The organism is Streptomyces sp. NPDC023573 (genome assembly GCF_055559735.1).
Genome location: NZ_JBVHKB010000001.1, coordinates 698596 through 714144, shown reverse-complemented (window position 1 = coordinate 714144; position 15549 = coordinate 698596). Strand labels below are relative to the sequence as shown.

Sequence of the window (15549 nt, the reverse complement as noted above, 5' to 3'; positions counted from 1 at the left end):
CCGCGACGGCCCGGCAGTCCGCGCGTAGTCGGTTTTCCGTGGACGGACAGAATTTATGGCGTCAGACCCATGGACGGCTCCATCAGGAGTCTGCAATATTGCGATCGATCGACGCAAGAAGCTGATGTCCGTGACGGTGGGATCGCGTTCATGCCCGCGATGACCCCACAGGCCACTTCCGGATCCGCCCGCAGTACCGCGCCACCGCTCAGCCCTTAACGAGCCGCACTCGCGTACTGCCCCCGGTACGTGAGCCTTCGCAGGGAGGGACCCCGCATGCCCCCATCCAAGGCCGGTCGCTGGAAGCAGCGCACCGCCACCGCCGCACTGGCCTCGACCGTCATGGTCCTGGGACTGCCGGCCATCGACGCGCACGCCGCCGGCGGTCCGGACACCGCCGCCGGCGCCCCGGCCCGAGCAGGCAGCACCCTCGGCGCGCACTCCGCCGGCAAGGTGAGTGACGGGGACGCCCGCACCTACTGGCAGGCCGGCAAGAAGTCGGCCCAGTGGGTGCAGACCGATCTCGGGAGGGCCCGGCGCGTCCGGGAGGTCGTGTTGCGTCTGCCCGCCCACTGGCAGACCCGCAAGCAGACGCTGGCCCTGCAGGGAAGCGCCGACGGCAAGAGCTTCACCACGCTCAAGACCTCGGCGCAGTACGTCTTCAGCCCCGGGAACGGCAACACGGTCAAGATCTCCGTACCCGCGACCCTCGCCCGCCACGTCCGCGCCGACTTCAGCGGGAACTCCGGCGCCGCAACCGCGCAACTGGCCGAGCTGCGGGTGCTCACCACCACCGCCTCCACCCCCGACCTCGCGCAGGGCAAGCCCTTCAGCGCCAGCGGCCACGCCGACGTGTACCGCGCGGCCAACGCCGGGGACGGCAACCGCGACACCTACTGGGAGAGCGAGAACAACGCGTTCCCCCAGTGGGTGCAGGTGGACCTCGGCTCCTCCGTCAAGGTGAACCAGGTGGCGCTGCGCCTGCCGGGCGGATGGCCGGGCCGCACCCAGACACTCAAGCTCCAGGGTTCCACCGACAACCGGAACTTCACCGACCTGACGGCATCGAAGGCGTACGCGTTCGACAGCGGCAGCGGTCAGTCGGCCGACATCAGCTTCGACACCACCACGACCCGCTACGTCCGGGTGCTGATCACCGCCAACACGGGCTGGCCGGCCGGTCAGCTGTCCGAGCTCGAGGTGTACGGGCCCGCGGCCGGTGACGTCCAGGCGCCCACCGCTCCCTCCGGCCTCAGTTACACCGAGCCCGCCACCGGGCAGATCGCGCTCAGCTGGAAGGCGTCGACGGACGACACGGGCGTCACCGGCTACGACGTCTACGCCAACGGCCAGTTGCGGGCGAGCCTCCCCGCGAACACCCTGACGTACACCGACAACCGGCCGGCCGCCGACGACGTCACCTACTTCGTCCGCGCCAAGGACGCGGCGGGCAACGTCTCCTCCGACAGCAACAGCGTCACCCGCAAGGGCTCCGGCGGCGACACCCAGGCGCCCACGGCTCCCGGCAACCTCGCGTACACGCAGTCCGGTGGTGACGTCGAGCTCAGATGGCAGGCGTCCCAGGACGACACCCGGGTCAGCGGCTACGACGTCTACGCGGACGGCCGGCTCGTCGAGTCCGTCGCTGGTGATGTCACGACGTTCACCCACCGCCCGCCTGCGGCCTCCACGGTCACCTACCACGTGAGGGCGAAGGACGCCGCCGGGAACACGTCGGCGCCGAGCAACAGCGTCACACGCCCCGGCTCGACCAGCGGCACCGGCTCCGACCTCGCCCAGGGCAAGCCCGTCGAGGCGTCCTCGAACAACTCCACCTACCTCGCGGCCAACGCCAACGACGGCTCCACCAGCACGTACTGGGAAGGGGCGAGCGGGGCCTACCCGGCCACCCTCACCACGAAGCTGGGCGCTGACGCGGACCTCAGCCAGGTCGTCGTCAAGCTGAACCCCGACGCCGCATGGGCCGCGCGCACCCAGACCATCCAGGTGCTCGGCCGCGGCCAGGGCACGACGGCCTTCAGGGACCTGGCGGCGGCGAAGGACTACGCGTTCTCACCCGGCAGCGGCAACACGGTGACCATCCCGGTCTCCGGCTCCGCCGCCGACATCCAGCTCGAGTTCACCAAGAACACCGGTGCTCCCGGTGCGCAGGTGGCCGAGGTCCAGGTGATCGGCACCCCGGCCGCCAATCCGGACCTGGAGATCACCGGCATCACCCACGCGCCCGCCGCACCGGTCGAGTCCGACCCCGTCGGTCTCACGGCGTCGGTCACCAACAGCGGGAGCAAGCCGGCGGCGGCCACCACCGTGGACTTCACGCTGGGCGGCGAGAGGGCCGCCTCCGCGGACGTGCCCGCCCTCGCCCCCGGCGAGTCGAAGAACGTCACGGCGAGCATCGGGGTCCGGAGCGAGGGCAGCTACCAGGTGGGCGCCGAGGCCGATCCGGCGAACAGGGTCATCGAGCAGGACGAGGCGAACAACGTCTTCGTCCGGCCCGCCGCCCTGGTCGTCAAGCCGGTCTCCAGCTCCGACCTGATCGCCGCCCCGGTCTCCTGGGCTCCCTCCAGCCCCTCGGCCGGCGACGAGGTGACGTTCTCCGTAGCGATCAAGAACCAGGGAACGACGGACTCCGCGTCCGGTGCCCACCGGGTGTCCCTGGTGATCCAGGACGACAAGGGCGCCACGGTGAAGACCCTCACCGGTTCCCATGACGGCGTCGTCGCCGCGGGCCGGACCGCCGCCCCGGTCGGCCTCGGCTCGTGGACGGCGGGCAACGGCAAGTACACCGTGAAGACCGTCATCGCCGACGACGCCAACGAACTGCCGGTCAAGCGGGCCAACAACACCACGACGCAGTCGCTGTTCGTGGGACGCGGGGCGAGCATGCCCTACGACATGTACGAGGCCGAGGACGGCACACTCGGTGGCGGCGCCAGGACCGTCGGCCCCAACCGGACCGTCGGTGACATCGCCGGTGAGGCCAGCGGCCGCAAGGCCGTGACCCTCACCGGAACCGGCCAGTACGTCGAATGGACCACGCGCGCGGCCACCAACACCCTCGTCACCCGCTTCTCGGTCCCCGACGGCACCGACACGACCCTCAACGTGTACGTGGACGGCCAGTTCCTCAAGGCGATCGACCTCACGGCGAAGTACGCCTGGCTCTACGGCAACGAGGCCTCACCCGGCAACTCGCCCGGCGCCGGAGCCCCGCGGCACATCTACGACGAGGCGAGCCTGCAACTGGGCAGGAACGTCCCGGCCGGCTCCAGGATCCGGCTGCAGAAGGACGCCGGCAACAGCTCCAGCTACGCCATCGACTTCGTCGACACCGAGCAGGCGACCGCGGCGGCCAACCCGGACCCGGCCGCGTACACCGTGCCCGCCGGCTTCTCGCACCAGGACGTGCAGAACGCCATCGACAAGGTGCGCATGGACAGCACGGGCAAGCTTGTCGGCGTCTTCCTGCCGGCCGGTGACTACGAGACGTCCAGCAAGTTCCAGGTCTACGGCAAGGCGGTGAAGATCGTCGGGGCCGGTCCCTGGTTCACCCGTTTCCACGCGCCCTCCTCCCAGGAGAACACGGACGTCGGCTTCCGGGCGGACGCGAGCGCCAAGGGCTCCTCGTTCTCTGGGTTCGCCTACTTCGGCAACTACACGTCCCGGATCGACGGGCCCGGCAAGGTGTTCGACTTCTCCAACGTCTCCGACATCACCATCGACAACATCTGGGTCGAGCACATGGTGTGCCTCTACTGGGGCGCCAACACCGACGGCATGACCATCAAGAACTCCCGGATCCGCGACATGTTCGCCGACGGCGTCAACATGACCAACGGGTCCACGGACAACCACGTCGTCAACAACGACGCCCGGGCCACGGGTGACGACAGCTTCGCGCTCTTCTCGGCGATCGACGCCGGTGGAGCGGACATGAAGAACAACCTCTACGAGAACCTCACCGCGACACTGACCTGGCGGGCGGCGGGTCTGGCCGTCTACGGCGGCTACGACAACACCTTCCGCAACATCCGGATCGCCGACACCCTGGTGTACTCCGGCATCACGATCTCCTCGCTGGACTTCGGGTACCCGATGAACGGCTTCGGCAGCGAGCCCACGACCATCGACAACGTATCCCTGGAACGTACAGGCGGCCATTTCTGGGGCTCACAGGTCTTCCCGGCCATCTGGGTCTTCTCCGCCTCCAAGGTCTTCCAGGGCATCCGCGTCAACGACGTCGACATCGAGGACTCCACGTACGGCGGCGTGATGTTCCAGACCAACTACGTCGGCGGGCAGCCGCAGTTCCCGGTCAAGGACACGCTCTTCACCGACATCTCCATCACGAACTCCAGGAAGAGCGGCGACGCTTTCGACGCCAGGTCCGGGTTCGGCATCTGGGCGAACGAGATGCCCGAACCCGGTCAGGGGCCCGCGGTCGGTGACGTCACCTTCCGCGGCCTGCGGATGAGCGGCAACGCCGAGGACATCCGCAACAGGACCAGCACATTCAAGATCAACATCGAGTAGCGTCAGATGGGACGTACCGAAGGGGCCCGCTCTTCGAGCGGGCCCCTTCGGCCTTGCTCAGACCCTCGGACGGCGGCCGGAAGCGGGCCGGCCGGTCAGCCGCCGACGGCGCAGGCGTCTCCGTTGAGCATGAACCGCGGCGGGGCCGACGCGTCACCGGTGTGCTCGACGAGATAGCCGAGGGTGATGCTCGCGCCCGGAGCGATCCGGGAGTTGTGCGAGGCGTCGGTCGCCCTGACCGTGTTGCTCAGCTGGGTCAGGTCCGTGTTCCAGTCGGAGACGACGGTCTGGCCGAGGGGCAGCGTGAAGTCGAGCCGCCAGCCGTCCACGGGGGCGCTGCCCGTGTTGGTGACGGTCAGGTCGACCGTGGTGCCCGTACCCCAGGCCTTCACGGTGCGGTCCACGCGGCAGGTGGGTTCCTCCTGGGCGAACGACACCCGGTGCAGGCCGCCGGGCAGATCGTTGACCACGTAGAACTCCCCGTCGGCGGTCGCCCCGATCGATGTCACCTGGGTGGGCATCTCCCCGATCTCCGCCTGCTCGTAGCCGCCCGCGCCGTCGGGGCGCAGGGCCCAGACCGTGGACGAGCAGTAGTCGGTGGCGATGTACGTGCCGCCGACCAGTCCGGCGTACTCCTGGCCCCGGTAGACGCGGCCGCCGATGACCGAGCAGCCTCCGGTGTACGGCGAGTACGTGAAGACCGGCTCGGTGTACGTCTCGCCGGTCACGCAGTGGCCGCCCTCGAACTTCTCCAGCCCCTCGTAGCAGGACCAGCCGAGGTTCAGCCCGCCCTGCCCGGGCGCGAGGTGGTCGATCTCCTCCCAGCGGCCCTGGCCGACGTCGCCGATCCACAGCGAGCCGTCGGCGTCGTCGAAGGAGAACCGCCAGGGGTTGCGCAGTCCGTACAGCCAGATCTCCTCGCGGGCGCCGGGGGTGCCCACGAAGGGGTTGTCGTCGGGGACGCAGTACGCGAGCTCGCCGCAGCTCCCGCTCACGTCGATGCGCATGATCTTGCCGAGCAGGGTGTCCAGCCGCTGCGCGGCGCGCAGGGGGTCCGCCGAGCCGCCGCCGTCGCCGATGCTCCAGTACAGATGACCGTCCGGGCCGAACGCGAGCTGGCCGCCGTTGTGGTTGCTGTTCTCGGCGTGCTCCTGCGAGAGCAGGACCTCCAGCCGGGACTCGTCGAGCCGGTAGCGGGCGAGGGTGACCGCGCCGTCGGGCAGCGCCGTGTACGCCAGATACAGGTCCTGGCTGTCGGCGAAGTCGGGCGGCACGGCGATGCCGAGCAGGCCGCGCTCGTTGCCCGACTCGTCCACGGCCGACCTGATGTCGACGATCGGCGTGGCGGCCAGCCCGGTGTCCGGCCGGTAGACGCGGACGGTGCCGGACTTCTCGGTGATGAAGAGCCGGTCCGTGCCGTCGTCGGGGGCGACGAGGGCGGTGGGCCGCTTCAGTCCTGAGGCGACCTGGGTGGTGGTCGCGCTGAGCGAGGGAAGGGGGACGGTCGACGAGGCCTGTGCGGCTCCTGTCCGGGGCGGCCCGGCATCGGCGGCGGTGGCCGGGAGCGAGAGGGGCGCGGTCAGCAGGAGGGCCAGCAGAACTGACCCGGCCCAGCGGCGTCTTGGCATGTGTCGGCTCCAGAGTGGGGGACGCTTGCGCAGTGGCGGTCTTCGCACATCGGTGGTGCTTGCACGCGGTGGCGGTTCCATGGAGAACGAGCGCGGCCAGACCGTGGCTGCGGCGGCATGGGAGCGCTCCCGCACCAGGCTGCGCGTCGTGGAACGGGGCGGCAACGCTTGATCGCGCCACCTTCACGGCGGGTGGCGCAAAACCGACTCCGGGGGCGCCCGCCCGGCGTTACAGGGGTGCGGCCCCTCGCATGAGGGACCGCACCCCGAAGCCTCAGCCCCGGGGGACCAGGGCCGGCGGGGCGGCGTCGACGCCCCAGTTCGTCGGCTTGCCGGAGAGCTTGATCCTGATCGTGCCGGAGCGGAGCAGGTCCTCGTGGGAGACCCAGCTGCGGCGCAGCTTGCCCTTGCCCGTGTCCACCGAGGACACGTACTGGAGCTTCGACGCGCTCGCGCCCGGTGCCTCGATGCTGATCCTGCGTCCGTGCTCGGGCCTGATCTCGACCTTCTCGAACATGGGGGCGCTGACGATGTAGTCGGCGGACCCCGGCTGGGCCTCGAAGACGCCGGCCATGGCGAAGACGAGCAGCGACGAGGTGGAGCCGAGGTCGTCGTTGCCGGGCATGCCGTAGGCGTCGTCGGTGAACAGCGTTCGCATCGCGCGCAGCACCGCCGAGGTCTTCCACGGTGCGCCGGTCCACGAGTACATCCACGGGGCGTGGAAGTCGGGCTCGTTGTTCGGGTTGAAGGCGAAGTTGTTGTGGTAGTCGTACGCGCCGGTCACCCACGACTCCGAAGCGGCCTTCGCCGGGTCGGAGAGCACTGTCGGCATGTCGAAGAACGTGTCGAGCCGCTGCTCAGCCTTCTTCTGGCCGCCCATCAGGCCGAAGAGGGTCCGGGGGTCCTGCTGGGCGAGCCACTGGTACTGCCATGCGGTGCCCTCGTGGAACGCGCCGGACCGGGTGGGGTCGGGGTCGCCGGCCACGGTGCCGTCCGCGTTCCTCGTGACGGGGAACCCCGAGAAGCCCTGCGACGTGACGTCGTTGTCCCAGAGCTTGGTGAAGTTCTCGCACCGCGGGGCGAGCGCCGCGGCCTTGTCCTTGTAGCCGAGGCCGTCGGCCATCGTGGACAGCGCGCAGTCGGCAGCCGAGTACTCGAGCGTCGCCGAGCCCGCCTGGCGGCTGTCGCCGTACGTGTAACCGGGGAGGTCCTGGTAGCCGACCCAGCCGTTCTTCAGGTACGTCGGGTTGCCGTCACGGCCGCGGAAGGCCGACTGGTCCGAGGGGACTTCGTTGACGTTCTTCCAGAGTGCGTCGAAGAGCTGTCGCGAGGTGCGGTCGTCGAGCAGGCCCCGGTTGTAGATGTCGACGACCCACGGGGTGACGGGGTCGCCGCTCATCACGTTGGTCTCGCCGTTGCCGAGCCCCCAGCGCGGCAGCCAGCCGCCGTCCTGGTAGACGCGCAGCACGGACTTGGCCATGTCCGCGGCCTTGTCCGGGTTGAGCAGGGCCACCAACTGGTTCTGCGAGCGGTAGGTGTCCCAGAGCGAGAACATCTGGTAGTACGTGGAATCCGCGCGGTGCACCTTGTCGTCGAAGCCGCGGTAACGGTTGTCGACGTCGGAACCGATCGACGGGTGCAGCAGCGAGCGGTAGAGCGCGCTGTAGTAGGTGCGCCGGTCGGCGGTGCTGCCACCGGCCACGCGCATGCGGTTCAGCTCGTCCTGCCATGCGTCGTGCGCGCCGGTGCGTGCCTTGTCGAACGAGCGCGGCTGCTCGGCCCTGCGGTTGAGGCGCGCGCCGTCGGCCGAGGTGTAGGAGAGGCCCACCGAGGCACCGACCTGGTCGCCGCCGGACGGGTCGAACGTCAGCCAGGCGCCGGCGCGCTCGGTGCCGCGCGACGCCTCGCGACGGTTCGGGGCGAGGGTGTCGTCGGACCAGGTGCCGAACTTCGAGAACGCACGGTCGAACTTGGCGCTGAAGTAGACCCGGTAACGCTCCTTGCCGGTCTCACCGCAGAAGTTGCCCCCCTGGAGCCAGCCCTCCACGGTGTCGTCACCGACCACCTTGATGTCGCCGGCGAAGGTGCTGCCGTTGCTCTGGCCACTCTCGATGAGCACGTTCTGCGATGTCGCCCCGGCGGGGAAGGTGTAGCGGTGCTGGCCGGTGCGCTCGGTCGCGCTGAGTTCGGCCTGGATGTCGTTGTCGAACTTCACGCCGTAGTAGCCCGGCGCGCGGGTCTCGTTGTCATGGCTGAACTTCGCGCCGTACCGGGCCGGGTCGGACGACGTGACCGCACCGGTGGTCGGCATGAACCGGAAGTTGCCCATCGTCTGACAGCCGACACCCGAGAGGTGCGTGTGGCTGAAGCCGAGGATGGTGTCCTGCGCGTAGTCGTAGGAGGCGTACTTGTTCAGCTGGGTGTCGGGGCTCAGCTGCACCATGCCGAACGGGGCCGTGGCGCCCGGGAAGGTCGTCCCGTCACCGTTGTTGCCTATCGATGTGTCGACAAGAGTGGTGGGGTCATCGGCGAACTTCGGGCCGTGCTCCTTGGCGTAGGCGGCGCCGGAGGTGACGGAAGCCGCGGCCACGGTGGTGGTGACCAGCAAGGTGGTGAACACGCGCTGAAACGCTCTCATCGCGATCCTCTCGTAGACAACGTTGTCAATCTCGAGCTCGACGATCTTTGCCGTTGCCCTGCTGTTGCGTCAACCCATCGTTGCCACTCGCCTGTCCGGGTGTCCGGTCCGGCCGGGACCGGGCCCGAAGCATCCGCCGCGAGGGCTCGCTACCATCCCTTGTGACCGAAACAGCCAAACAAGGTGTATCCCGCACCCGCATACTCGCCGACCTGACGCCGCTGCGTTCCTCACCCGACTACCGGCGGCTCTGGTTCGGGAACACCGTTTCCTGGATCGGGCAGGGCATGACGGCGCTCGCCGTCTCCCTCCAGGTCTACGACATCACCGGGTCAGCGTTCTCCGTAGGGCTGATCGGTCTCTGTTCACTCGTCCCGCTGGTGCTCCTCGGTCTGTACAGCGGAGCCGTCGCCGACACCGTCGACCGGCGCCGGCTGGGGCTCTTCAGCGCCACCGGCTCGTTCCTGCTCTCCCTCGTGCTGGCCGCGGTGACGTTCGCCGGGGTCGAGCACGTGGGACTGCTCTACGCGGTCGTGGCCCTCCAGGCCGTGTGCTTCGCGCTCAACTCCCCGGCCCGGAGCTCGATGATCGCCCGGCTGCTGCCGGCCGAGCAGCTGCCCGCCGCCAACGCGCTCAACGCCATGACGTCCACCACCGGCGGCCTGGCAGGCCCGATGCTCGGCGGCCTCATCGTCGGCTGGTGGGGCTACCGGGCGGCGTACACCGTCGACGCCATCACCTTCACGGCCTCGCTGTACGCGATGTGGCGGCTGCCCTCGATGCTGCCCGACCGGGCCGCGGGGGAGAAGGGGGCGGGGCGGGCGTCCGTCATGGACGGCCTGCGCTTCCTCGGCACCAGGCCCAATCTCCGGATGACCTTCTTCACCGACCTGAGCGCCATGGTGCTCGCCCACCCCCGGGCCCTCTTCCCCGTGGTCGCCGTGGTCTGGTTCGGCGGCGACGCGAAGACCACCGGACTCCTCGTCGCCGCCCCGGCGCTGGGGGCGCTGCTCGGCAGTGTCTTCTCCGGGTGGCTGGGCCGCATCCGCCGGCACGGGCTCGCGGTGCTGATCGCCGTGGCCTGCTGGGGCGGAGCCATCGCGGTGTTCGGGCTCACCCGGCAGCTCTGGCCCGGGCTGGTCCTGCTCGCGCTCGCCGGGTGCGCGGACTCCATCTCGATGGTGTTCCGCAACACCATGCTCCAGGCGGCCGTGCCGGACGACATGCGCGGCCGGCTGCAGGGCGTGTTCATCGTCGTCGTGGCGGGCGGCCCGCGGCTCGGCGATCTCGTGGCCGGCTCCGTGGCCGATCTGACCTCACCGGCCGTGGCGGTGACCGGTGGCGGCATCGCGTGCGTGCTGGTGGTGTCCCTGCTCGGGCTGCGCTGGCGCGCCTTCGCCCGCTACGACGCACGCGATCCCCAGCCGTAGGACCGGGGCCGGTCAGGAGACGTCGGTGACGTCCGGCATCCCGCCCCCGGTCGTCGTGGGGTCGAACACCGAGAACACCGCGCCCTGCGGGTCCGTGAGGGTCGCGAACCGGCCGAACGGGATGGTCATCGGCCCGACGCGGAGCTCCGCCCCGAGCGCCTTCGCCTTCTCCACCGCCGCGTCGCAGTCGGCCACGCCGAAGTAGACGTTCAGATGGGCCGGCACCTGGGGCGGGAACTCCTCGCCCATCTTCATCCGGCCGAGCACCGGGTCGGCGCCCAGGTCGTAGAGCGAGAAGTCGATGGCGTCGTCGTCCAGGTGCTTCACGCCGTATCCGAAGACGGACGGGAAGAAGAAGTCCGCCTTCGCCGGCTCCCGGGTGAAGATCTCGGCCCAGGCGAAGGCGCCGGGCACCGCCCGGGCCCCGAACCCTTCATGACTGCCGGCCTGCCACACCCCGAAGGCCGCTCCGCCGGGGTCGGTGGCCAGCACCATCGTCCCGAAGTCGCCGACCCGCATCGGCTCCACCACCACCTGGCCCCCGTGTTCGCGGATCTTCGTGGCGGTGGCGGCGGCGTCCGGTGACGCGAGGTACAGACACCAGGCGTTCGATGCCTCCTGGCCGGGCATCGGAGGCGACAGCGCGGCGACCGCCTTCCCGTCCACGTAGGCCTGGGTGTAGTCGCCGAACTCCGGCATCGAGTCGGCGTACGTCCAGCCCAGGAGCTCACCGTAGAAACGTCTCGCCCCTTCGAGGTCGCCGAACGTGCCGTCGGCCCAGCACGGAGTGCCCTCGGGTTCTACGGCCATGACTCGGGCCTTTCTCGCTCGACGGATGGTCTCCACGTAAAGCTAGCCAACGGCTGCTCCAACGGCGCGCCGAACGCCTCCCGGCGCTCCCGGCGGAGCGCGGCCACGACCGGTCGTGGGAGCTCGACCCCTCTCGGGTTCCGGCGGTCACGGCTCCCGGAGCCGGCGCGGCACGGGCGAGCAGGCGGCAGGTCATGGCCTGGCCCGTCGCGTCGCCGGCTCTTTCAGCGGCGACGAGGGCGGTCCCCTGGATCGCGCGCTGGTCCTGCCAGAGGCCGTGGGGCGCCAGGTAGGCGGTGAGCGCCCAGGCGAGCTGCCGGCTGTACGTCTCGAAGCCGTGCCGCTCCGCCTGCGCCACCGTCCGCATACGTGTCCTGGGCCTGCCGTGAGGCGCCGTCGGAGCCCCGGGCGGGCTCGTGCGACGCCCGTCAGCCGCCGGATGTCCGGGCGTGTCCGACCACCGAACGGGCAACTCCGAGCTCCACCAGGTCCTGGGGGCGCAGCCGGAGCTGGTCGGCGGTGGACCGCACCTCGTGGGGACCGCGCTTCAGGATGGCCGCCGCCAGTTCCGGGGCGATCACCGAGAAGTAGCTGTCCGCCGTGACATAGGTGTTGTCGGGCGCGGCCAGGGCCAGTGCCCCGCCGGAGCCGCCCTCGCCGATCACGAGCGTCGTCACGGGGACCTGGGCCCCGGCCACCGCCGCGAAGGCGTCGGCGATGGCGGCGCCCGCGCCCGCCCGCTCCGCCTCCGCGTCGTTGGCGGCGCCGGGGGTGTCGATCAGGGTCAGCACGGGGAGGCCGAGCCGGTCCGCCATCCGGATCACCCGGGCCGCCGTGCGGTAGCCCGCGGGGCGGGTCGCGGTGCCGCACTGCGCGGCGTACGCCACGGGGCGCCCGGCGTGCAGACCCACCCCGCAGAGCAGCCCGGGATCCCTGCCGCCGCACCGGTCGCCGCTCAAGGGGAGCCGGTCGTCGAAGTACGCGTCCAGATAGGCCTCGGCCCGTGGCCGTGCCGCCGCCCGGGCCTGCTCCACCGCCTCCCAGCCCGTCGCCGGCAGCCCCGTGGCCGACAGGGCGCCCGGCACCGGGGCGGCCCGCACCGGCTCCGCGACCGCCAGCGCGGCCAGCCAGCGGCCCAGCGTGCCCGGCAGCTCCCGCGGCGTGACGACCGCGTCGACCTGGCCCGCCGCGAGCTGCCCCTCGGCGGTGTACGCGTACGGATCCGCGTCCGCGGGCCGCACCCGGGACCCCGCGAAGCCGATCTGCGCACCGGGCAGCGCCAGCACCACGTCGGAGCCCGCTCCCACGGTCGCCCAGCCGCCGCCGGTCGTCGGGTCCCGCAGCACCGCGATCTGCGCCAGCCCCTGGGCCCTCAGCCGCGTGGACGCGCGGGCCACCCGCTGAAGCTGTATCAGCGCGATCATGCCCTCCTGCATCCGGCTGCCCCCGGTGGCGACGAGCGAGACGAGAGGCAGCCTCAGCTCACCCGCCAGCGTGTACGCGGCCTCCAGCCGGTCTCCCGTGTGACCGCCCAACGAGCCGCCCAGGAAGCCGAATTCGAACGAGACCAGGACGCACTCCCGGCCGCCGACGACGGCGGTCCCGTACAGGACGGACTCCTCCTCGCCGGTCCGTGCCGAGGCGCGCGCCCTGGACTCCGCGTAACCGCCCCAGCCGAGCGGGCCGTCCGGCGGGACGGCCCGCCCGGCCGGACGGTGCTCCGTGAAGCTGCCGGCGACGGCGGCGATCGCCTCCCGTGCCGACAGGCGGGCGCACATGGGGTCAGACACCGAGCGACCTCTTCATGATCTTGCCCAGCTCGTTCCGGGGCAGTACGTCGAGGTAGCGGACGACGCGCGGGCGTTTGTGCGGTGCCAGCAGGTCCGCCACATGGTCCGCCAGCTCCCGCTCTCCCGGGGGCGATCCGGGGTCGGCCGGCACCACCCAGGCGACGATGCGCTCGCCGAGGTCCGCGTCCGGCTCACCGGTGACGGCCGCCTCCCGCACACCGGGGTGGTCGAGGAGGGCGTTCTCGATCTCACCGGCACCGATCTTGTAGCCGCCGCTCTTGATGAGGTCGGTGGCCTTGCGTCCGACGATCCGCACATAGCCGTCGGGGTCGACCGTGGCCATGTCGCCCGTACGGAAGAAGCCGTCCTCGGTGAAGGCGGCGGCCGTGGCGTCCGGCCGGTTCAGATAACCGGTGAAGAGGTTCGGGCCGCGCACCTGGATCTCGCCGATGGACGCGGTGTCCAGGAGCACGGTGCCGTCCTCCTCGACGAGCCTGAGCTCCACGCCCGGCAGTGGCGGGCCGACCGTCCCGGCCCGGGGCGCGCCGTCGGCCCGTACGCCCGTGTTCATCAGGGTCTCGGTCATCCCGTACCGCTCGATGACCCTCCGGCCGGTGGCGGCGGCGATCCGCTCGTGGTCGTGGACCGGCAGCGCCGCCGAGCCCGAGACCAGCAGCCGGGCGCCCGCCAGGGCCTTCGCGAGGTCGCCGGACCCCGTGGAGCCGTCCAGCGCGCCTGCCAGCCGGTGGTACATCGTGGGCACCCCGAACAGCATCGTCCCCCCGGAGCGCAGCTCCCGGGCCACCCCCTCCGCCGAGAACCGGCCGAGGTGACGCACGGAGCCGCCCCGGCGCAGCGGGCCGAGGACGCCCAGGATCAGCCCGTGCACATGGAACAGCGGCAGGGCGTGGACCAGGACGTCCTCGGCGGTCCACCGCCAGGCGTCCTCCAGCGCGTCCAGCGTCGCGGCGATCGCCCGGCGGGGCAGGACGGCGCCCTTGGGCGGGCCCGTCGTGCCCGAGGTGTAGACGACCAGCGCGGGGGCGTCCGCGGAGGGCTCGGCGACGCCGGCCTCCGTCGGGCGGGCGGCCGTGTCGACGTCCAGCCGCTCCAGGCCGCCCAGCGCGGACGGCAGTACGTCGTCGGCCCCGGCCAGCACCACCGACGGGGCGCTGTCGGCGACGATGTGCGTGAGTTCCCGCTCACCGGTCTTCGGATTGAGTGGCACGGCGGGCACCCCCGCCCGTAGCGCCGCCACGACGGCGACCACCGTCTCCGGGGTGGACGTGGCCCACACCGCGACGCGCCCCGCCCCCGCGATCCGGACGGCGAGGGAGGCGGTCGCATCGGCCAACTGTGCGTAGGTAAGGGCGTGTTCGCCGAACCGGACGGCCTCGGGGGAGTCCGTGCGGCCGGACGCTCCGCTCAGCGCGGGCAGAAGAGAGGTCACCCGGCGAAGCCTAAGGGCTGACCCCGGAGTCCCGAAGAGGGCCGTCAGCCGTCGCGCCGGACGGTCCGCATCCGGCCGTAGGCGTAGACGGCGCCCGCCAGCGCCAGGTCGGAGAGCAGCATGAAGCCGATCGAGTACGAGTCCTTCGCGCTGTAGATCGCCCCCATGACCAGCGGCGGGACGAAGCCGCCGAGCCCGCCCATCGCACCGACGATGCCGGTCACGCTGCCCACCTTGGCCTGCGGGGTCACCTGCGAGACCAGGGCGAAGACGCTTCCGCTCGCGGTGCCGAGACCGGCCGCCATGCAGAGGAGCGCGATCGTGCCGAGCGGATCCAGCGACGGGTCGAAGGCCTGGACGATGGCCATCAGCGCGGCCAGCAGCAGAGCCCCGGCCGTGACCAGGGCGGGGTGCATCCGGTCCGACAGCCAGCCGCCGATCGGCCGGAAGATGACGGTGACCAGCGCGAACCCGGCCGCCTTGGTGCCCGCCTCCGTCGGTGACATCTCGTACCAGGTCTTCAGATACGTCGGCAGATACACCCCGAACGCGACGATGCCGCCGAAGCCGATCGCGTACAGCGCGGACAGTTCCCAGGTCACCCGCAGCCGGCCCGCCTCGCCCAGCCGGTGGCCCAGGGAGTCCGTCGGCACCTTCCGGCCCGGGTGGTCGGTGATGAGGACCGCCGCGAGCAGCGAGTAGACCAGGAGCGCTCCGGCGACGATCCAGAACGGCAGGTTCACGTCGTGCTCGGCGATCCTCGGCGTGAAGTAGCCGGACAGCGCGACGCCGCCCATGCCCATCCCGAACACCCCGAGCGCGAGACCCCGTTTCACCGGCGGGAACCACGAGTTGACCAGCGGGATGCCGATCGCGAACGTCGTGCCGCCGAGCCCGAGCAGGAAGCCGACCGCCAGCATCGCCCCGTACGAGTCCTTCGCGGGGATGAGCAGCAGCACCGGGACGATCGTCAGGGCCGAGACGGCCGGGAACATCAGCTTGGCGCCGTACTTGTCGGTCAGCGCGCCCGCCGGGATCCGGCCGAGCGAGCCGACGAGCACGGGCACCGCCACCAGCAGCGACTGCTGGAAGGAGCTCAGGCCGAGCCGCTCCTTGAAGTCACCGGACAGGGGGGAGATCAGGTTCCACGCCCAGAAGGTGAGCGTGAATCCGATCGTGGCCATGACCAGGTTCCGGTAGGCGGCGGCGGACTGCTTCCGGTCCGGGGCGGGGGCCTGCTGGGCGGTTG

Annotated in this window: 8 protein-coding genes; 2 read left to right on the top strand and 6 right to left on the bottom strand. The window is 71.1% G+C overall.

Annotated features, from left to right (window positions below):
• Positions 1 to 276: 276 nt before the first annotated feature.
• The gene (locus tag ACZ32T_RS03310) at positions 277 to 4554 is read left to right on the top strand and encodes a discoidin domain-containing protein (RefSeq protein ID WP_467365099.1); all 4278 of its coding nucleotides are present in this window, start codon (positions 277 to 279) and stop codon (positions 4552 to 4554) included.
• 95 nt (positions 4555 to 4649) lie between these two features.
• Here the strand turns inward: ACZ32T_RS03310 and ACZ32T_RS03305 are convergent, their stop codons facing one another.
• A complete protein-coding gene (locus tag ACZ32T_RS03305) occupies positions 4650 to 6182 on the bottom strand; it encodes a PQQ-dependent sugar dehydrogenase (RefSeq protein ID WP_467365097.1) in 1533 nt (510 codons plus the stop codon).
• A gap of 274 nt (positions 6183 to 6456) precedes the next feature.
• Positions 6457 to 8802 carry a GH92 family glycosyl hydrolase gene (locus ACZ32T_RS03300; protein WP_467365095.1) on the bottom strand — a complete coding sequence of 782 codons (2346 nt, stop codon included), beginning with the start codon at positions 8800 to 8802 and terminating at the stop codon, positions 6457 to 6459.
• Between the two features lie 179 nt (positions 8803 to 8981).
• On the opposite strand from ACZ32T_RS03300, the gene ACZ32T_RS03295 reads away from it, so the two are divergent.
• Positions 8982 to 10250 (top strand): MFS transporter, encoded by a 1269-nt coding sequence (locus tag ACZ32T_RS03295; RefSeq protein WP_467262432.1) that lies wholly within the window; start codon positions 8982 to 8984, stop codon positions 10248 to 10250.
• A gap of 12 nt (positions 10251 to 10262) precedes the next feature.
• Here the strand turns inward: ACZ32T_RS03295 and ACZ32T_RS03290 are convergent, their stop codons facing one another.
• From ACZ32T_RS03290 to ACZ32T_RS03275, 4 genes are all read right to left on the bottom strand, one after another.
• Positions 10263 to 11060: a VOC family protein gene (locus ACZ32T_RS03290; RefSeq protein ID WP_467262431.1), complete on the bottom strand. Its 798-nt coding sequence runs from the start codon at positions 11058 to 11060 to the stop codon at positions 10263 to 10265.
• Between the two features lie 428 nt (positions 11061 to 11488).
• Positions 11489 to 12838, bottom strand: coding sequence for a carboxyl transferase domain-containing protein (locus tag ACZ32T_RS03285; protein WP_467365663.1), 1350 nt, complete (start codon positions 12836 to 12838; stop codon positions 11489 to 11491).
• Positions 12839 to 12842: 4 nt separating this feature from the next.
• Positions 12843 to 14300, bottom strand: a complete 1458-nt coding sequence (locus tag ACZ32T_RS03280; protein WP_467365093.1) for an acyl-CoA synthetase — start codon at positions 14298 to 14300, stop codon at positions 12843 to 12845.
• Positions 14301 to 14344: 44 nt separating this feature from the next.
• Positions 14345 to 15484 (bottom strand): MFS transporter, encoded by a 1140-nt coding sequence (locus tag ACZ32T_RS03275; RefSeq protein ID WP_467365661.1) that lies wholly within the window; start codon positions 15482 to 15484, stop codon positions 14345 to 14347.
• Positions 15485 to 15549: the final 65 nt, after the last annotated feature.